Here is a 17,686-nt window from a genome sequence, read left to right as displayed (position 1 = left end):
CACCTGTCATCAAGCGGCACGATAGCTGCCGTCCATGATCCCCCGCCACCACATCTCGTTATCCAGATACCAGGCCAGCGTCTTGCGGATGCCACTTTCGAAGGTCTCTTGCGGCACATAACCCAGTTCGCGCCGCGCCTTGTCCGCATTGATGGCATAACGCCGATCATGCCCCGGGCGATCGGTGACGTAGGTAATCAACTGCTCGGTGGCCCTACCCTGCGCTGCCGGTGCCTGTGGAAAACGGCGGGCCAATTCAGCGTCCGCGGCAAAGCGCTCATCCAGCAGGCGGCACAGCAACTGCACGATGTCGATGTTGTGCCACTCGTTATTGCCGCCGATGTTATAGGTCTCGCCACGCCGCCCCTTGTCCATCACCAACTCGATACCACGGCAGTGATCCTCCACATACAGCCAGTCGCGCACATTGCGGCCGTCGCCGTACAGCGGCAAGGGCTTGCCTTGTAACGCATTGACCAGCATCAGTGGAACCAGCTTCTCGGGAAACTGATAGGGACCATAGTTGTTCGAGCAGTTGCTGGTGGTCACCGGCATGCCGTAGGTGTGGTGATAGGCACGCACCAGATGATCCGAGGCGGCCTTGGAGGCGGCATAGGGCGAGTTGGGCGCGTAGGCGGTCTCTTCGGTGAAGGCCGGCGCTTGCGGGGTGAGCGAGCCATACACTTCGTCGGTGGATACATGGTGGAACAGCACGTGGCCGGGCCAGCTGCCCGTCGCCTCAAACCATGCCGCCTTGGCGGCCTTGAGCAGGACATGGGTGCCGACCACGTTGGTTTCGATAAAGGCATCGGGACCGGTGATGGAACGATCCACATGGGATTCGGCGGCGAAATGCACCACCGTATCGATACCCTCCTCGCGCAGCACACGCTCCACCAATGCCCGATCACAGATATTGCCATGCACGAAACGATAATTGGTGTGCGCGGCCGCAGCCGGCAGACTGGCGGGATTACCGGCGTAGGTGAGCGCATCCAGCACCACCACCCGATCAGCCGGGTGCCGTTTCAGCCAGTAGTGCACGAAATTGACGCCGATAAAGCCGGCGCCGCCGGTGACCAACAACTTACGCATTCTTCAGTTCCTTCAGCATCAGCCGCAGCGCCGCGCGCCAGTGCATACCGGCCATCTCGAAATCCCGTCGTGCATCGGCACTGTCCAACACGCTATAGGCGGGGCGGCGCGCCGGCGTCGGGTACTCTTCGCTGCGCAGCGGGCGAACGGGGATCGCCTTCGTCAGCAGGCCCAGTGTCAAGGCTTCCTCCTGGATCGCCACGGCGAAGTCGTACCAGGACGCCACCCCCAGATCGGCCCAGTGATACAGGCCGTGGAGTTGGGGCCGTTGCGCTGCGGTCCACAGCGCGGCAGCGAGACTGCCAACCCAGGTGGGGCTACCCACCTGATCGGCCACCACGCCCAGTTCATCGCGCTCGCGCATCAGGCGCAGCATGGTCAACACAAAGTTGTTGCCCTGCGCCGCATACAGCCATGACGTACGCACGATGAGCGCCTGGCTGGCGACGGACAGCACCGCCTCCTCGCCCGCCCGTTTGCTGGCACCGTAAACACCCAACGGATGGCAGGCATCCAGCGGCCGGTAGGGACGCGAGGCGCTGCCGTCGAATACGTAGTCGGTGGAGATGTGGAGCAGGCGCGCACCGCACTGCGTCGCCGCCAGCGCCAGGTGCGCCGGGCCATTGCCGTTCACCGCATGGGCGTGTTGCGGTTCCTGTTCCGCCCGATCCACCGCGGTATAGGCCGCGGCATTGATGATCACATCCGGCCTGACCTCCCGCACCACCCGCGACACTTCCTCCAGGTCACTCACATCCAGCTGTGCCGAGGTGCACGCATCCAGCACCACGCCTGCCGGTGCGGTCGCACACAACATGCGCCCCAGTTGGCCGCCTGCACCGGTGAGCAACACCTTCATGGGTAACACTCCGCCGTACGGAACGGTGCACCGGCCGCATCCTTGGCGGACACCAGTGGCGGCGCGGCACCGGACAGAGGCCACTCGATGGCCAGGTCCGCATCGTCCCAGCGCACGCACCGCTCGTGTTCGGGCGCATACAGTGCGGTGCACTTGTAGACGAAATCGGCGCTGTCACTGAGCACATAAAAGCCGTGCGCAAAGCCGGGGGGCACCCACATCTGGCGTTTGTTCTCGGCCGACAGGATTTCACCCACCCACTGACCGAAGGTAGGCGAGGAGCGTCGCATGTCCACGGCGACATCGAACACGGCCCCCTGCACCACACGCACCAACTTTCCCTGCGCCTGCTGAATCTGATAATGCAGACCGCGCAGCGTGCCCTTGAGCGAGCGGCTGTGATTGTCCTGCACGAAATCGACATCAATGCCCGCGGCGGTGAAGCGTGCGCGGTGATAGGTCTCCATGAAGAAGCCGCGCTCGTCGCCGAAGACCTGCGGCTCGACGACAATCACCTCGGGGATGGTGGTGGGAACAAAGCGCATCAGAAGATCCGCTCCTGCACGATCTGGCGCAAATAATCACCGTAGCCGTTGTTGCGATACTGCGTCGCCAGCCGCAACACCTGCTCGGCATCGATGTAACCCATGCGCCAGGCGATCTCTTCCGGACAGGCGATCTTGAGCCCCTGGCGCTCCTCGATGGTCTGGATGAACAGACTGGCCTGCAACAGGGATTCGTGGGTGCCGCTGTCGAGCCAAGCGGCGCCGCGTCCCATCACCTCCACCTGCAGGGAACCCTGTTCCAGGTAGCGGCGGTTGACATCGGTGATCTCCAGTTCCCCGCGCGGAGAAGGTTTTAGATCACGGGCGATATCGATGACCTGCTGGTCGTAGAAATACAGGCCGGTGACGGCATAGTTGGAGCGCGGCTGCGCCGGTTTCTCCTCGATAGAGATGGCGCGGCCCTCGGCATCAAATTCCACCACACCATAGGCGCGGGCATTCTTCACCCGGTAGGCGAACACCGTCGCCCCTTCCGCGCGCTCACCGGCACGCTGCAAGTCCTCGGTCAGTTCGTGGCCATAGAAGATGTTGTCGCCCAGGATCAGGGCGGAGGGATTATTGCCGACGAAGTCACGCCCGATGATGAACGCCTGGGCCAGCCCCTCCGGCTTCGCTTGTTCGGCGTAGGAAAAACTGACGCCCCACTGGCTACCGTCGCCGAGCAGCTCGCGAAAGCGCGGCAGGTCGTGTGGTGTCGAGATAACCAGAATGTCGCGGATACCGGCCAGCAGCAGGGTACTCACCGGATAGTAGATCATCGGCTTGTCATACACCGGCAGTAGCTGCTTGCTCACCGTCAGGGTCAGCGGGTAGAGCCGTGTGCCGGAACCACCGGCGAGGATGATGCCCTTGCGCTTCATGACGTCTCCAGCAATTTCATCAAGGCCGCCTCATCCAGCACTGGCACACCCAGTTCCTCGGCCTTGGCCAGCTTGGAACCGGCCTCGGCGCCGGCGACGACGTAATTGGTCTTCTTCGATACGCTGCCCGCCACCTTGGCGCCCAGCGCCTGCAAGCGTTCCTTGGCCTGGTCGCGCGACATAGATTCCAGCGTGCCGGTGAGTACGAAGGTCTTGCCAGCCAGTGGCTGCGCGCCGCGCTCCACCGTCACCTCGGGCCAGTGCACGCCGGCCTGGCGCAGCTTATCGATGACCTCGCGGTTATGACTCTGGCGGAAGAAGGTGAGGATGCTCTCCGCCACTACCGGCCCGACATCGGGCACCTGCTGCAAGGCGGCCATATCCGCCGCCAGCAGATTTTCCAGCGTGCCGAAATGTTGCGCCAAGGTCTGCGCAGTGGCCTCACCCACATCGCGGATCCCCAGGGCAAACAGGAAGCGCGCCAGCGTGGTGCTCTTGCTTTGCTCCAGCGCCGCCACCCGATTGGCAGCGGATTTTTCGCCCATACGCTCCAGGGCGGCAAGCTGCTCCTGGCTCAGGGCATACAGATCGGCCGCATCGCGGATCAACCCCTGGTCCACCAGCTGCTCCACCAGTTTGTCGCCCAGCCCTTCGATATCCATGGCACGACGCCCGGCGAAGTGCTTGATGGCCTCCTTGCGCTGCGCCGGGCAATACAGGCCACCGCTGCAACGGGCATCGGCCTCGTCCTCCGGCCGCTCCACCTCGGCACCGCACACAGGACAGCGTGGCGGATAGTGCACGGTTCGCGCATCGGCCGGACGACGTGACAGCACCACCCCGGCCACCTCGGGGATCACATCGCCGGCGCGGCGCACGATCACCGTATCGCCAATGCGCACGTCCTTGCGGTCGATTTCATCCTGATTGTGCAGGGTGGCATTGCTCACCGTGACGCCGCCGACGAATACCGGCGCCAGCTTGGCCACCGGCGTGAGCTTGCCGGTGCGCCCTACTTGCCACTCCACGTCGAGCAGCGTGGTCATTTCTTCCTGTGCCGGGAACTTGTGGGCGATGGCCCAGCGCGGGGCACGAGCGACAAAACCCAGAGTCTGCTGCTGGTCGTAGCGGTTGACCTTGTATACGACGCCGTCGATCTCGAACGGCAGCGCATCGCGCCGTGCGCCGATGCGGCGGTAGTATTCCAGACAACCTTCCGCCCCACGCACCAGCGCCACTTCGGCCGGCACACTGAAACCCAGGGTCTTGAGCCATTGCAACACATCGTAGTGGCACGAAGGCAGCGCTGCGCCCTCGACCTTGCCGACGCCGTAACAGAACATGCGCAGCGGCCGCTGTGCGGTAATGCGCGGATCGAGCTGGCGCAGCGAGCCGGCGGCGGCATTGCGCGGATTGACGAAAGTCTTTTCGCCCTGCTCCACCTGACGGCGGTTCAATGCGGCAAAACCGGCCTTGGGTAGATACACCTCGCCGCGCACTTCCAGCAGCGGCGGAAAATCGTTGCCGCGCAGGCGCAGCGGCACATTGGGAATGGTGCGCACATTCTGCGTCACATCCTCGCCGGTAACGCCATCACCACGGGTTGCGGCGCGAACAAGCACACCATCGTGGTATAGCAAGCTGATGGCAAGACCATCCAGTTTGAGTTCGGCAGAGTACTCCACCTCGGTGACATCCAACCCCTCGCGGGCGCGGCGGTCGAACTCGCGTACTTCCTCCTCGGAGAAGGCGTTGCCCAAGGACAACATGGGTAACTCGTGGCGCACCTCGCCGAAGGCCTTGAGTGGCGCGGCACCGACGCGCTGGGTGGGCGAATCCGGGGTGATCAGCGCGGGATACTGCGCCTCCAGCCCCTGCAACTCCCGCACCAGGCGATCATATTCGGCGTCCGGGATCTCCGGCGCGTCGAGCACGTAGTAGAGGTAGTTGTGATGTTCGATGGCAGCGCGCAGCTCGGCGGCGCGCTGCTGTACGGCGGCGGGAATGGCGTTCATGTTCAGGCAGCGCGGAAACGCGCCGCCTGTGCGCGCATCTGCGCCAGGGCGGCATCGGTCAGCAGGTTGCGGGCCTGATCGCCGATGCGTCCTTCCTGCGCCGCCGCGATGGCCTGTGCCGTTGCGTACATATCCTCAAAGGCGGCGCGGCCGGCCTCGGGGCCGGGTAGGCGCATGAACAGGGCCAGACCCGGGGTGCGCAGTTCATGCAGGGTTTCCAGATCGAAGTAGCCCGGCTCGATGATGCTCACCACGCTGAACACCGGCTCGCCGCTGGCGCTGTCGATACGATGAAATATCTGCATGTCACCGTAACGCAGCCCCAACTGCTCGAACAGATCGGACAGGGTCGGGCCGGTGAACATATCGCCTTCCTGAGCGATGACGCTCAGCACCAGCAGTTGTTCCGCCGGCTGCGGCGCGTCATCGTCTGCGGCGGAGGTCGTAAGCGGTTCCAGCGCGTCATCCGCCGCCACGGCAGCCTTGGCCTCGCGGCCATTGATGCCGGCGAATTCACGCAGGTGGGTGTCATCCACCGGCACACCACGCACGGCGTGCCGCAACAGCGGGATGACATCCCAATCATCATCATCGGCCACCGCCTCAGCGTACTCCTCGCCGCTCAGCGGTGCATCGATGATGTCATCCCGCATGGCACGACGACGGCGCCAGCGATCCCATAGATAGATGGCGATGACGATGGCAACGCCAATCAGCAGCAGACTCAAACGGAAGGCATCCATAACGGGTTATACCGCCGCCAGTTCCACCGCCTCGTCCACGTCCACCGCCACCATGCGCGACACACCGGGCTCGTGCATGGTCACGCCGGTAAGGTGGGTGGCCAGCTCCATGGTCGCCTTGTTGTGGGTGATGAAGATGAACTGCACCCGCTGTGACATTTCCTTCACCATGTTGCAGAAGCGGCCCACGTTGGCCTCATCCAGCGGCGCATCCACTTCGTCGAGCATGCAGAACGGCGACGGATTGAGATCAAAAATGGCGAATACCAGGGCCACGGCCGTCAGCGCCTTTTCACCGCCGGACAGCAGATGGATGGTGCTGTTGCGCTTGCCAGGCGGGCGTGCCATGACGGTAACGCCGGTATCGAGCAGGTCCTCGCCGGTGAGCTCCAGGTAGGCATGGCCCCCGCCGAACAGACGCGGGAATTTTTCCTGGAATCCCTTGTTGACCTTGTCGAAGGTTTCCTTGAAGCGGGTGCGCGTCTCGCGGTCGATCTTGCGGATGGCGTTTTCCAGCGTCTCCAGCGCCTCGGCCAGATCCTTGTTCTGGGCGTCGAGATAATTCTTGCGCTCGGACTGCTGTTCGTACTCCTCTATGGCCGCCAGGTTGATGGGCCCCAGGCGCTGGATCTTCTGCCCCAGCTCGTCCAGCTGCTGTTCCCAGCCCTGCTCCTCGGCCTGTTCCGGCATCTCGCCCAGCAGCGTCTCCAGCTCGAAGCCGGCCTCGGTGACCGCCTCGTGCAGGGTCTGGCGCCGTACCTTCAACTCCTGGCCGTGCATGCGCAGGCGCTCCAGGGCGGAACGCACCTCCTGCACCTGGCGCTCGGTGGCCAGGCGCTCGTGCTCCAGACGGCGCAATTCGTGATCGATGTTCTCCACCCGCTTTCGCGCCTCGGCCAGCTGCTTCTCCACCTCCATGCGACGGTTGAGATGCGCGGCCAACTCCTCGCCCATGGCCCGGATCGGCGCATCCCCCTCGCCCAGTACCAGGCGCAGTTCCTCGCGCCGTTCGGCCAACATGGCAAGCTGGTTTTCCATGCGCTCCAAGGCCTGTTCGGTACTGGCGCGCTCGGTGCGCATGCCCTGCAATTTGAGCGCCAGGCCGTGCGCCGCCTCACGTGCAGTGCGCGACTGTTCGCGCGCCTGATCCAGCGCGGCGCGGCGCTCCTCGCGCTCCCGGCCCAGTTCCTCACGGCGGATGGCATTGTCTTCCATCAGCGCCAGGGCCTGATGCAGGCGGCTGCGCGCCTGCTCCATCTCGGCCTCGGCCTCCTGCTGCTGGCGCTGCAATTCCTGCGCTTCCGTCTGCAGGCGTTCGTGGCGCTGGCGGATCTGCTCCAGCCGCGCCTGCTTGCCGGACAACTGGGCCTTTTGCTCGGCAGAGCGGCGGTTGGCCTCGTTCAGCTGGCGCTGCAAGGCCTCGCGTTCTTCCTCCAGCCGGCGCAGCTGCTCACGGCCGTCCACCAGGTTCTGCTCGGCCGCGCCCACCTGCTGATCCAGCTGCGCCAACAGCGCATTCAGTTCGCGCAGTTCCTGTTCGCGCTGCAATACGCCCGCATGCTCGTCGGCCTCGCGCGCCACGCGCAACCAGCTCGACCCCAGCCACAGGCCATCGCGGGTGATCACCGATTCATGGGCCGCAAGACGCGGACGCAGGGCCAGGGCCTCGGCCAGGCTGTCTGCCGCATGGATATCACCGAGCAGGCCGGCCAGACTCCACGGCGCCTGCACCTTGCTCGCCAGCGTACCGCTGCCCGCGGCACCGGCGGCCTTGGTATCGAACAGGGTGAGATGCCCTTGCTCCAGCCCCTGCAGCACCTCGGCCAGCGGGTCGATGCCATCCACGCACACCGCCTCCAGGCTGGCGCCGAGCACGGTTTCCACCGCCCGCTCCCAGCCGTGCTCCACCGTGAGTCCCTGCGCCAGACGTTGCGCACCGGCCAGTCCCTGCCGTTCCAGCCAGGCGGTGACGGCGCCCTGGCGCTTGCCCAGCGCCGCCTGCTGCAAGGCCTCCAACGAAGCGTGGCGGCCGCGGCGGCTGTGTAGTTCGGCGCGCAGCCGATCCAGCTCGGCGGAGGTTTGGTTGTTCTGCTCGCGCTGGACGCCGATGCGGTTCAGGCAATCGCTCACCTGCTCCTGCAGTCCCGCGGCCCGCATCTCGTCTTCTGCCTGCTGCTCGCGCAGCATGGCGACCTCGTCCTCCAGGGCGTCGGTGGAGAGCATCTTCTGCTCTTCCTCCAGGCGTTGCAGGCGCTGGCGCTGCTGATTGGCCTGCTGCTCCAGATGCTGCAGGCGTGCGCGCTCCACCTGGGCCGTCTGCGACGACTCGGCGGCCTGGTGATTGAATTCGTCCCACTGCCCCTGCCAGGCGTGCATGCCCTCCTCCGCCGCGGCCAGGGCGGCGGTGGCGAGTTGCTCTTCCTGCTGGGTGGTGGCCAGCGCCGGCTCCTGTTCATTCAGGGCGGCGGCCAGTTCATCGATCTTGCGCCGGTCCGACTCCATGTGGGACTGCGCCTCATTCCACGAACGCTCCACCTGATTGAGGTCCTGCTGCTGCTGCTGGCGACGCTCGCGGGCGTGCTGGATGGACTGCTCCAGGCGGGCGATGTCGGCGCCTACGCTATAGAAGGTGCTCTGTACGCCGTTGAAGGTATCGGTGGCCTCCACATGCTCTTCGCGCAGACGCTCGATGCTGGCCTCGGCATTGCGCTGGCGTGCCAGCTGCGCCTCCAGGCCGGTCTCCTGCTCGCTGATCTGCCCTTCGATGCGGCGCGCCTCACTGTCGAGACCGCGCCAGCGCAGGGCCTGCAGCTGGCCCTTGACCAGACGCTCCTCCTGCTTCAGTTCCTTGTAGCGCTCGGCGGTGCGGGCCTGGCGCTGCAGATGGGCGAGCTGCTTGTCCAGCTCCTCGCGCAGGTCGTTGAGACGGTCGAGGTTTTCGCGCGTGTGCTTCATGCGCGTCTCGGTTTCGCGCCGGCGCTCCTTGTACTTGGAGATGCCCGCCGCCTCTTCCAGGAAGATACGCAGATCTTCCGGCTTGGCCTCGATGAGGCGGGAGATGGTGCCCTGTTCGATGATGGCGTAGCTGCGTGGGCCAAGGCCGGTACCGAGGAAGATGTCGGTGATGTCGCGACGGCGGCAACGACTGCCGTTGAGGTGATAGATGGACTGACCGTCACGGGTCACGGTGCGGCTGATGGAGATTTCGCCGTATTGCGCGTACTGGCCGCCGAGCTGACCGTCGCTGTTGTCGAACACCAGTTCGATGGTGGCCTGCCCCACCGGCTTGCGCGAGGTGGAGCCGTTGAAGATGACGTCCGCCATGGAGTCACCGCGCAGGTGCTTGGCGGAGCTTTCGCCCATCACCCAGCGCACGGCATCGATGACGTTGGACTTGCCGCAACCGTTGGGACCGACCACGCCGACCAGATTGCTGGGCAGGGGAATGGTGGTGGGGTCGACAAAGGACTTGAAGCCGGATAGTTTGATCTTGCTCAGGCGCATAATTATTGGGTCTGTGTCAGCCTAACCAACTGGAAAGCAAGGAAAACAATAAGATGGAAGGTAAGGTAGGGCGTCAGCGCCCGGGGCCTCCCTGCCACATGCGGAATGCGAGACGATTGCGCATGCCATTCCGGTCATTTTTCGCAGCCCGGTTGTTTCATGAATTGGCGCGATCATCGCGCCGCAGATTTGATTTCACAAGGGATTTTTCGAAGGAGCGGCGTATCGGTGATTACGGCCGACTGAGAAAAATACTTTGTAAAATCAAAGATCAAGCGAGGGCGCGTGCAATTCATGGAGCATCCGGGCTAGAATCGCCGGCCCGCAAAGCTACCATGAAAGCCACCGCCATGCCTACCCAACCGAGCAAGGACCTGGAAACCTTCGATAACCCGATGCCGGGCCGGGATTATACCATCCGCATCGAGATTCCCGAGTTCACCTGCCTGTGCCCCAAGACCGGCCAGCCCGACTTCGCCACCTTGTACCTGGACTACGTGCCGGCGCAGAAGTGCGTGGAGCTGAAGTCCCTCAAGATGTATGTCTGGTCGTTCCGCGAGGAAGGCGCCTTCCACGAGGCGGTGACCAATCGCATCCTCGACGACCTGGTGCGCGCCACCCAGCCGCGCTTCATGCGCCTGACCGGCAAATTCAACGTGCGCGGCGGCATCTACACCACCGTGGTGGTGGAGCACCGCGCCGCCGACTGGAACCCGCCCCAGCCGGTGCACCTGCCCTAAGGCCGCTCGATCGCCGCCACCTCGCCCAGCGCGGCGTGAATCTCCACCAGGCTGGGCAGTTGCGCCCGACCGGGCAGTTCGAAGCCGCCGTGGCAGGTGAGGCGCATCACCTGGGGTTGCCGTGCCGACTCCAGACGATGGTGCAGATAGCGGTTCACCATGCCGGGGCTGTCGTCATCGCCGGCCAGGCGCAGGGCGGCATAGACGTAGGCGCGGCGCTGCACCACAAAATCCTCCCCCACACTCACCGCCGTGACGGTGAAGCGATCCGCCACGATGCGCGCCGTGCCGTCACTCACCGCCCGCTGCTCGAAGTTGCAGTGGGGCCGGTAGGGATTGAGGCGATGCTTTTCCACCACCGCCCCCCCTTGCAGGAACACGCGCGCGTGCCCCTCGGGGATGGCCAGTTCCTGTCGCAACACCACGACCGCGCCCACGGGCAGGCGATAGACGGGTGAGCCTTCGTCGACCGGCGCGGCGGCACAACCCGCCAGCCCCAACACCGCCGATACCAATAGCCATCTGATGCGTGTCATGATGCCGCTCCTATGAAAGGGACTGATTCAAGCATAGGCCGCTCCCGATGACGCGGAACGAACACACACTGGCTGTCGGCATCGATTTCGGCACCTCCGGCTGCCGCGCCATCGCCATCGACGCCTCCGGCGCGGTGCAGGCCGAGGTCAGCCAGCCCCTGCCGGCCCCGCAGCGCCGCGGCGCCGAGGTGGAACAGGACCCGGCACTGTGGGCTGCAGCCCTCGACACCCTGCTGGCACAACTGGTCGCCACCGTACCTGCGGCGGCCATCCAGGCCATCGCCGTGGACGCCACCTCGGGCACCGTGCTGCTGGCCGACGCCGCCGGGACGCCGCTGGGCCTGGCCCTGATGTACAACGACGGCCGTGCCACGGCCGAGGCCGCCGCCATCGCCCGTATCGCGCCGCGCGAGTCCGCCGCCCACGGCACCGCCTCGGGCCTGGCCAAACTGCTCTGGCTGCTCCAGCAACCCGGTGCGGAACGGGCGGCCCATCTCCTCTCCCAGGCCGACTACCTCAATGGACTGCTCGGCGGCCGTTGGGATATCAGCGACGCCAACAACTGTCTCAAGAGCGGCTATGACGCCGTACAGAAATGCTGGCCGGACTGGCTGGGGCAGCTCGGTGTGCCGCGACACCTGCTGCCGCAGGTGGTGGCGCCCGGCATGCCCATCGGCCCCATCGCCCCGGCACTGGCACGGCGCCACGGCTTGCGGCCCGACACCCTGCTCGCCACCGGCACCACCGACAGTACCGCCGCCTTCCTCGCCACCGGCGCGGCACAACCGGGGGAGGCCGTCACCTCGCTGGGGTCGACCCTGGTGCTGAAGGTCATCAGCGAACGCCCTGTCCATGCGCCGGAATACGGCATTTACAGCCAGCCCCTGGATGACTTCTGGCTGGTGGGCGGCGGCTCCAACAGCGGCGGTGCTGTGTTGCGCCAGTTTTTCAGCGACGCCGAGATGGCCGCGCTGACACCGCGCCTGCGCCCGGAGCGGCCCACTGGGCTCGATTATTACCCGCTGCCGGCGCCGGGCGAGCGATTTCCCGTCAACGAGCCGGCCCTGCCGCCGCGCCTCGCGCCACGACCGGACGATGAAGCGGTGTTTTTTCAGGGACTGCTGGAGGGCATCGCCCGCATCGAACTGCAGGGCTACCAACGGCTGGCGGAACTGGGTGCGCCGTGGCCCCGCAGCGTGCGCACGGTGGGCGGCGGCGCACGCAACCCGGCGTGGACTACCATCCGCCACGACCTGCTCCAGCTCCCCATGCTGGAGCCGCTGCACACGCAGGCTGCCTATGGCACCACCCTGCTCGCGCGCCGGGCGCTTGCGGCAAACCAGGAGAAATGCTGATGGAACCGCTGCACCAGCTCCTGTCCGGCTTCGGCTACCTGCTGGCCGGTTTCCGCCTGCTGCTGCGCCCGGCCCTGTGGCCCTATGTGCTGCTGCCACTGGGCATCAATGTGCTGGTATTCGGCCTGCTGCTGTGGCTGGCCGCCGGCCAATTTGGCGCCCTGGTGGACAGCCTGCTGCCCACTCTGCCCGAATGGCTGGCGTGGCTCGCCTGGTTGCTGTGGCTGGTATTCGGGCTGGTGGCGGCGATCATCGTGTTCTTTACCTTCACCCTTATCGCCAATTTCATTGCTGCGCCGTTCAACGGTCTGCTCGCCGAAGCTGTCGAGCGGCTGTTGACCGGCGCAGTGCCGCCCGGTGGCGGCAGCCTGCGCCAGGCGCTGCGCGAGGCGCCGCAGGCCCTGCTGGACGAGTTGCGCAAGCTGGGCTACTTCCTGCTCTGGGCCATTCCCCTCGGCCTGTTGTTCGTGGTGCCGCTGCTGAACCTTGCCGCGCCGCTGTTATGGGCGCTGGTCTCCGCCTGGATGTTGGCGCTGCAATATCTGGACTATCCCCTCGGCAACCATGGTCTGCGCTTTGCCACCCAGCGTCTATGCCTGCGCGGCCAACCGCTGCTCGGCCTCGGCTTCGGCAGCGCGGTGCTGTTCGCCACCCTGATCCCGCTGGTCAATCTGCTCGTCATGCCCGCTGCAGTGGCCGGCGCCACCCAACTGTGGGTAGAGCGGCTGCGAAGAAACGGTGTCTGCTGAGAGCGCCGCGGGATCATGGCAGATTTTTTGCCATAAGCCCTATTTTTTCGCTGCATTCCAGACCGAGCAAAGGTTTGCGGAACTTATTGTGCAACCCGGCTTCTCTATGGCGTGTCGTGATCCCGCACGCCAGCCGAGCGGACACATAACGCCACCCACGCCGCACTGCAATCATCCAAGGAGAAATAGAATGTATTTCATCAAACACACGCTTGCTGTCTGCGCCACCGTCTTCGCGTTGAGCGGCTGCGGCGAGGGTGCTCATCAACATTCCACGCCAGTCGGCCACGATGCACAACACCCGACCACCCACAACCACGATGACCATGCCCACCACGATGCTCAGCAGATGCTGCGGCTGGACAATGGTCAGAAATGGGCGACGGATGAGGCGCTGCGCCATGCCATGCGCGGTATCCATGATCTGCTGCGGCCACACCTGGCTCGCCAGAGTGATGCCAACGATTTCGCGCAGCTCGCGCAGGGCGTGCGGGACAACATCGATTACATGGTGCAAAACTGCAAACTGGAGCCGGAGGCCGATGCCGTGCTGCACATCATTCTGGGCGAGATGTTCGAAGGGATGGCGCTGCTCGAAGGCGAACAGGGCGACGACCTGCGCCACCAGGGCATCGAACGCATCGCCCATGCCTTGCATCAGTACGCGGAGTATTTCCAACACCCGGACTTCGAGGCCGTTCCGGCTCCACACTGACGTTCAGCCGGCAGCGGAGCATGAGGCCGCTCGAATAGCACATCTTTCCGCCGCGGCGCCTGACCAGTCCGGCACGGACTGGTCAGGCGCCCTAAATAATCCGCACTGCCCGCCGATAATACAAGCAACGGTAGCGGACAGGAGACAGCCATCATGTCCTACGAAGATTATGTGCGGCAGCTGGATGAGGCAGGATTCGGTGACGAGCGCCTGGAGCGGCTATGGCGGCAGGAGGCGGTCAACCATGGGCGCCTGCATGTGGAGGATGAGGCCACCATGCGGCTGCTGGCGGCCGCCGGTCAGGGCGGCAGTTACTGATCTCTTTTACGGTGCGCCAGCAGGCGCACCAGTTCCTGATTCATTCGTGCCATGTCCAATGGCTTTTCCACAACGGCATTCATGCCGGCAGCCAAGAAGCGCTCCACATCCTCCTGCATGACGTGAGCCGTGAGGGCGATGATGGGGATTTGCGCCTTGCGCCGATCCGGTAGCTGGCGTATCCGCTGCGCCGCCTCGATGCCATCCATTTCCGGCATCTGCACATCCATCAGTACCACGTCGAAATCATCGCTGTGCAGGGCCTCCAGCGCTTCGCGGCCGTTGGCCGCAAAGCTGACGCGACACCCCTGCTGTCGCAGCAAGCCCGCCGCCACCTTGCGGTTGATCTCCTGATCCTCGGCCAGCAAGACATGCAGCCGTGCACTATGCAACGGCGGCACCGCCGGTGCCGGTGCGTCACTCCCCAGGCGCAGGGGCAACACCACGCGGAAGGTGCTGCCTGCCCCCGGCCGGCTTTCCAGCGCAATGTTGCCGCCCATGGCCTCGGTCAGGTGCTTGCAGATGGCCAACCCCAGCCCGGTGCCACCGAAACGCCGCGTGATGGAACTGTCGGCCTGCTCAAAGGCACGGAACAGGCGCAGCTGCATCTCCGGTGCGATGCCGATTCCCGTATCGGACACGGCGAACTCCAGGCGCACCGCATCACCCTCCAGCGCCAGGCAGCGTACCAGCAGCACCACGCGTCCGGCGCTGGTGAACTTGATGGCGTTGTTGAGCAGGTTGAGCAATATCTGATGCAAACGATTGACGTCGCCATGCAGGCGATGCGGCACGTCATCGGCCACCTCGGTGATGAATTGCAGCTGTTTGGCCGCAGCCTGCGGCGCCAGCAAGACAAACAGTCCATCCACCAGACGGTGCAGCTCGAAATCCGCCGGCTCCAGCTCCAGTTTGCCGGCCTCGATGCGCGACAGGTCCAGCACATCACCCAGCAGGTTGTTCAACACCCGGCCGGAGCTGGCGATGGCCTCGACACACTCCTGCTGCTGCGTATCCAGTGTGCTGTGTTCCAGCAGGCGCGCCATACCGAGGATGCCATTGAGCGGTGTGCGGATTTCGTGGCTCATGGTGGCGAGAAAGGTGCTCTTGGCCCGATTGGCGTGTTCCGCCTCATCCCTGGCCAGGCGCAGGCGATAACGATCGCGCAGCAGGGTGTAGACCAGTGTCCCCATCAGCATGGCCAGCAGCAGGCCACCGAGTAGCATCACCGGCGTATAGACCAGTGGCAGCTCCCAACCGTCGCGCGGCATCGCCGCCAGCTGCCAGTAGCCCTCCGGCAACGTGACCTCCAGCAGCACCGGGTTGCGCCCGAAGATGGCAGCATCACCCAGAAAAACCTCTCCCGCCTCACCCAGGCCATCCTTGCCGCGCAGAGCGAACACCAGCCAGGATGTCGTCTCCAGCAGACCCGCGTCGCGCAGCAAGGTATCGCTGTCGATGACGATACTGGCCATGCCCCAGTAGGCACCGCTGCCGGAACGGCCATCGGGCGGCGTCAGGAAGATCGGTGTGCGATTGATGAATCCCCGTCCGCCCTGCACCAGATCCACCGGGCCGGCCAGCACCGTGCGGCGGCTCTCCATGGCGCGCAATACGGCGGGGCGCTGCGCGACATTGTCGAGATAGCGCATGCCGAGGGCAGCCTCATTACCGGCCAGGGGATACATGTGGGAGATGACATTGTCGCGGGCCAGGCCGATGTTGCGAATATGGCGGCTGTGGCTCATCAGCTCACGCGCCAGGTCATTGAACTCATCGGTGCCGATATCCCCACGTGCGGCGACGTGCGCCACCAGCCCACGGGTGAGAAACAGGGTGGAGTTGACGATGCCCTCCAGGCGGGCACGCACGGTGCTGAGCTGGGACACCGCCTGCACGCGGCGCTCTTCGCGCACCTTGTCCTCCTCCAGCTGCACCACCCACAGCGTCACCGCCAACAGCGCGGCAGCGACAGTGCCGCCGGCAAGCAGGAAAAACAGATGCGGGGCCAGGGGGAAACGATCCATGTCGCAGTGTGCCTAGCAGGCTGTCAGTGGCCGCGGCCGAGGATCAGAGCAGCCGCTGCGCTCTATTCCATGAACAGAATACATACGTACCTGCTCAGGCCCGCCGCCAGGTGGTGCCGCCGGCGCCGTCCTCCAGTACCACGCCCTGCGCCTTCAGCTCATCGCGGATGCGATCGGAGGCGGCCCAGTCCTTGTTCTTGCGCGCGGTCAGGCGCTCGGCGATGAGGCGCTCGATCTCCGCATCGGCCAGCCCCTCACCGCTGCCGCCCTGCAGGAAGGCCTGTGGCTCGCGCTGCAACAGGCCGAGCAAACCGGCCAGGTGCTTGAGCAATGCACCATATCGGGCGGCGGCGGCCTCATCGCTGCCACGCAGGCGGTTGACCTCGCGCGTCAGGTCGAACAGCACCGCCATGGCCTCCGGCGTAGCGAAGTCGTCGTCCATCGCCGCATAGAAGCGGGCGGCATAGTCCCCCAGCGACTCATCCGCCTGCGGTAGCTGCAGGCCGCGCAACGCGGTGTACAGGCCGGTGAGGGCAGCCTTGGCGCCGTCCAGATGCTGATCGGAGTAATTGAGCGGGCTGCGGTAATGACTGGCGAGGATGAAATAGCGCACCACTTCCGGGTCGTATTTTTTGAGTACGTCGCGGATGGTGAAAAAGTTGCCCAGCGACTTGGACATCTTTTCGTTGTCCACCCGCACGAAACCGTTGTGGATCCAGTAATTGACATACTGGCAGCCGCAGGCCGCCTCGGACTGGGCGATCTCGTTTTCGTGGTGCGGGAACTGCAGGTCGAGGCCGCCGCCGTGGATGTCGAAGTGATGGCCCAGCGCCTGGGTGGACATGGCGGAACACTCGATGTGCCAGCCGGGGCGGCCCGCGCCCCAGGGCGAATCCCAGTACGGCTCGCCCGGCTTGGCCGCCTTCCACAGTACGAAGTCCAGCGGATCGTCCTTGGCCTCGTCCACCGCCACGCGCTCGCCGGCGCGCAGGTCTTCCACATTCTTGCCGGACAGCTGGCCGTAGTGCTCGAACTTGCTGACGTCGTAGTACACGTCGCCGTTGCTGGCAGGATAGGCATAGCCCTTGTCCACCAGCGTCTGAATCATGGCGAGGATCTCCTGGATATGCAGCGTGGCGCGCGGTTCGATATCCGGCCGCTGCACGCCGAGGGCGTCGGCGTCCTCATTCATGAATGCGATGAAACGTTCGGTCAGCGCGGTGTACGGCTCGCCGTTGTCGTTGGCGCGCTTGATGATCTTGTCGTCGATGTCGGTGATGTTGCGCACATAGGTGAGGTGCTCGGCGCCGTAGATCTTGCGCAGGTAGCGGCTGATCACGTCGAACACCACCAGCACCCGGGCATGGCCGATATGGCAGTAGTCATACACCGTCATGCCGCACACATACATGCGCACCCGCTTGGGGTCGATGGGCTGGAACGGTTCCTTGCGCTTGGTGAGGTTATTGTGGATGTGCAGGTTGTGCTGGTAGCTCATTGTTTGATTGTCCACCGCGGCCGGTCGGGAGTTGGAGTGGGCGTGGGCGTGGCGTGCATGATATCAGCCCGTCGGGGCGGGCAGAAGGCGGCCGGCCGCCTTCTGC

Annotated in this window: 15 protein-coding genes; 5 read left to right on the top strand and 10 right to left on the bottom strand. The window is 64.8% G+C overall.

Features of this window, described 5'->3' with window-relative positions; genetic code table 11:
• Window positions 1–9 precede the first annotated feature (9 nt).
• The 7 genes from rfbB to smc are packed head-to-tail and all read right to left on the bottom strand — an operon-like array spanning window position 10 to window position 9,642.
• Window positions 10–1,095, bottom strand: coding sequence for a dTDP-glucose 4,6-dehydratase (rfbB, locus tag ACMV8A_RS01110; RefSeq protein WP_495323877.1), 1,086 nt, complete (start codon window positions 1,093–1,095; stop codon window positions 10–12).
• On the bottom strand, window positions 1,088–1,954 hold the full coding sequence (gene rfbD / locus ACMV8A_RS01105; RefSeq protein WP_495323876.1) for a dTDP-4-dehydrorhamnose reductase: 867 nt from the start codon (window positions 1,952–1,954) through the stop codon (window positions 1,088–1,090). The genes rfbB and rfbD overlap by 8 nt, the downstream gene beginning before the upstream one ends.
• Window positions 1,951–2,499 carry a dTDP-4-dehydrorhamnose 3,5-epimerase gene (rfbC, locus tag ACMV8A_RS01100; RefSeq protein ID WP_495323875.1) on the bottom strand — a complete coding sequence of 183 codons (549 nt, stop codon included), beginning with the start codon at window positions 2,497–2,499 and terminating at the stop codon, window positions 1,951–1,953. Before rfbC ends, rfbD begins: the two co-directional genes overlap by 4 nt.
• A complete protein-coding gene (gene rfbA, locus ACMV8A_RS01095; protein ID WP_495323874.1) occupies window positions 2,499–3,380 on the bottom strand; it encodes a glucose-1-phosphate thymidylyltransferase RfbA in 882 nt (293 codons plus the stop codon). Before rfbA ends, rfbC begins: the two co-directional genes overlap by 1 nt.
• Window positions 3,377–5,395, bottom strand: a complete 2,019-nt coding sequence (gene ligA, locus ACMV8A_RS01090) for an NAD-dependent DNA ligase LigA (RefSeq protein WP_495323873.1) — start codon at window positions 5,393–5,395, stop codon at window positions 3,377–3,379. The genes rfbA and ligA overlap by 4 nt, the downstream gene beginning before the upstream one ends.
• Window positions 5,396–5,397: 2 nt before the next feature.
• Window positions 5,398–6,138, bottom strand: a complete 741-nt coding sequence (gene zipA / locus ACMV8A_RS01085; protein ID WP_495323872.1) for a cell division protein ZipA — start codon at window positions 6,136–6,138, stop codon at window positions 5,398–5,400.
• 6 nt (window positions 6,139–6,144) lie between these two features.
• Complete coding sequence (gene smc / locus ACMV8A_RS01080; protein ID WP_495323871.1) at window positions 6,145–9,642, bottom strand: chromosome segregation protein SMC; 3,498 nt, start codon at window positions 9,640–9,642, stop codon at window positions 6,145–6,147.
• Between the two features lie 350 nt (window positions 9,643–9,992).
• Between smc and queF the strand changes: the two genes are divergently transcribed.
• Window positions 9,993–10,382, top strand: a complete 390-nt coding sequence (gene queF, locus ACMV8A_RS01075; RefSeq protein WP_495323870.1) for a preQ(1) synthase — start codon at window positions 9,993–9,995, stop codon at window positions 10,380–10,382.
• Here the strand turns inward: queF and ACMV8A_RS01070 are convergent.
• Window positions 10,379–10,918, bottom strand: coding sequence for a hypothetical protein (locus ACMV8A_RS01070; protein WP_495323869.1), 540 nt, complete (start codon window positions 10,916–10,918; stop codon window positions 10,379–10,381). The two genes, queF and ACMV8A_RS01070, sit on opposite strands and share 4 nt — an antisense overlap.
• Window positions 10,919–10,965: 47 nt before the next feature.
• Between ACMV8A_RS01070 and ACMV8A_RS01065 the strand changes: the two genes are divergently transcribed.
• The 4 genes from ACMV8A_RS01065 to ACMV8A_RS01050 all read left to right on the top strand — a co-directional run bounded on the left by ACMV8A_RS01065 (window position 10,966) and on the right by ACMV8A_RS01050 (window position 14,055).
• Complete coding sequence (locus ACMV8A_RS01065) at window positions 10,966–12,273, top strand: FGGY-family carbohydrate kinase (protein WP_495323868.1); 1,308 nt, start codon at window positions 10,966–10,968, stop codon at window positions 12,271–12,273.
• Complete coding sequence (gene cysZ, locus ACMV8A_RS01060; protein ID WP_495323867.1) at window positions 12,273–13,022, top strand: sulfate transporter CysZ; 750 nt, start codon at window positions 12,273–12,275, stop codon at window positions 13,020–13,022. The genes ACMV8A_RS01065 and cysZ overlap by 1 nt, the downstream gene beginning before the upstream one ends.
• 190 nt (window positions 13,023–13,212) lie before the next feature.
• Window positions 13,213–13,737 carry a hypothetical protein gene (locus ACMV8A_RS01055; RefSeq protein ID WP_495323866.1) on the top strand — a complete coding sequence of 175 codons (525 nt, stop codon included), beginning with the start codon at window positions 13,213–13,215 and terminating at the stop codon, window positions 13,735–13,737.
• Window positions 13,738–13,890: 153 nt separating this feature from the next.
• Window positions 13,891–14,055, top strand: coding sequence for a hypothetical protein (locus tag ACMV8A_RS01050; protein WP_495323865.1), 165 nt, complete (start codon window positions 13,891–13,893; stop codon window positions 14,053–14,055).
• Here ACMV8A_RS01050 and ACMV8A_RS01045 read toward each other — a convergent pair.
• Window positions 14,049–16,082, bottom strand: a complete 2,034-nt coding sequence (locus tag ACMV8A_RS01045; RefSeq protein ID WP_495323864.1) for a hybrid sensor histidine kinase/response regulator — start codon at window positions 16,080–16,082, stop codon at window positions 14,049–14,051. The genes ACMV8A_RS01050 and ACMV8A_RS01045 overlap by 7 nt on opposite strands.
• A 94-nt stretch (window positions 16,083–16,176) precedes the next feature.
• Window positions 16,177–17,580 (bottom strand): cysteine--tRNA ligase, encoded by a 1,404-nt coding sequence (gene cysS / locus ACMV8A_RS01040; RefSeq protein ID WP_495323863.1) that lies wholly within the window; start codon window positions 17,578–17,580, stop codon window positions 16,177–16,179.
• Window positions 17,581–17,686 lie beyond the last annotated feature (106 nt).

The organism is Sulfurivermis sp. (assembly GCF_059410345.1).
This window is presented reverse-complemented; position numbering and strand designations above follow the sequence as displayed.

Bases quoted from the DNA above. Each gene is read 5' to 3' on its own strand.
- rfbB (WP_495323877.1), bottom strand. From the start codon at position 1,095: ATGCGTAAGTTGTTGGTCACCGGCGGCGCCGGCTTTATCGGCGTCAAT.
- rfbD (WP_495323876.1), bottom strand. From the start codon at position 1,954: ATGAAGGTGTTGCTCACCGGTGCAGGCGGCCAACTGGGGCGCATGTTG.
- rfbC (WP_495323875.1), bottom strand. From the start codon at position 2,499: ATGCGCTTTGTTCCCACCACCATCCCCGAGGTGATTGTCGTCGAGCCG.
- rfbA (WP_495323874.1), bottom strand. From the start codon at position 3,380: ATGAAGCGCAAGGGCATCATCCTCGCCGGTGGTTCCGGCACACGGCTC.
- ligA (WP_495323873.1), bottom strand. From the start codon at position 5,395: ATGAACGCCATTCCCGCCGCCGTACAGCAGCGCGCCGCCGAGCTGCGC.
- zipA (WP_495323872.1), bottom strand. From the start codon at position 6,138: ATGGATGCCTTCCGTTTGAGTCTGCTGCTGATTGGCGTTGCCATCGTC.
- smc (WP_495323871.1), bottom strand. From the start codon at position 9,642: ATGCGCCTGAGCAAGATCAAACTATCCGGCTTCAAGTCCTTTGTCGAC.
- queF (WP_495323870.1), top strand. From the start codon at position 9,993: ATGCCTACCCAACCGAGCAAGGACCTGGAAACCTTCGATAACCCGATG.
- ACMV8A_RS01070 (WP_495323869.1), bottom strand. From the start codon at position 10,918: ATGACACGCATCAGATGGCTATTGGTATCGGCGGTGTTGGGGCTGGCG.
- ACMV8A_RS01065 (WP_495323868.1), top strand. From the start codon at position 10,966: ATGACGCGGAACGAACACACACTGGCTGTCGGCATCGATTTCGGCACC.
- cysZ (WP_495323867.1), top strand. From the start codon at position 12,273: ATGGAACCGCTGCACCAGCTCCTGTCCGGCTTCGGCTACCTGCTGGCC.
- ACMV8A_RS01055 (WP_495323866.1), top strand. From the start codon at position 13,213: ATGTATTTCATCAAACACACGCTTGCTGTCTGCGCCACCGTCTTCGCG.
- ACMV8A_RS01050 (WP_495323865.1), top strand. From the start codon at position 13,891: ATGTCCTACGAAGATTATGTGCGGCAGCTGGATGAGGCAGGATTCGGT.
- ACMV8A_RS01045 (WP_495323864.1), bottom strand. From the start codon at position 16,082: ATGGATCGTTTCCCCCTGGCCCCGCATCTGTTTTTCCTGCTTGCCGGC.
- cysS (WP_495323863.1), bottom strand. From the start codon at position 17,580: ATGAGCTACCAGCACAACCTGCACATCCACAATAACCTCACCAAGCGC.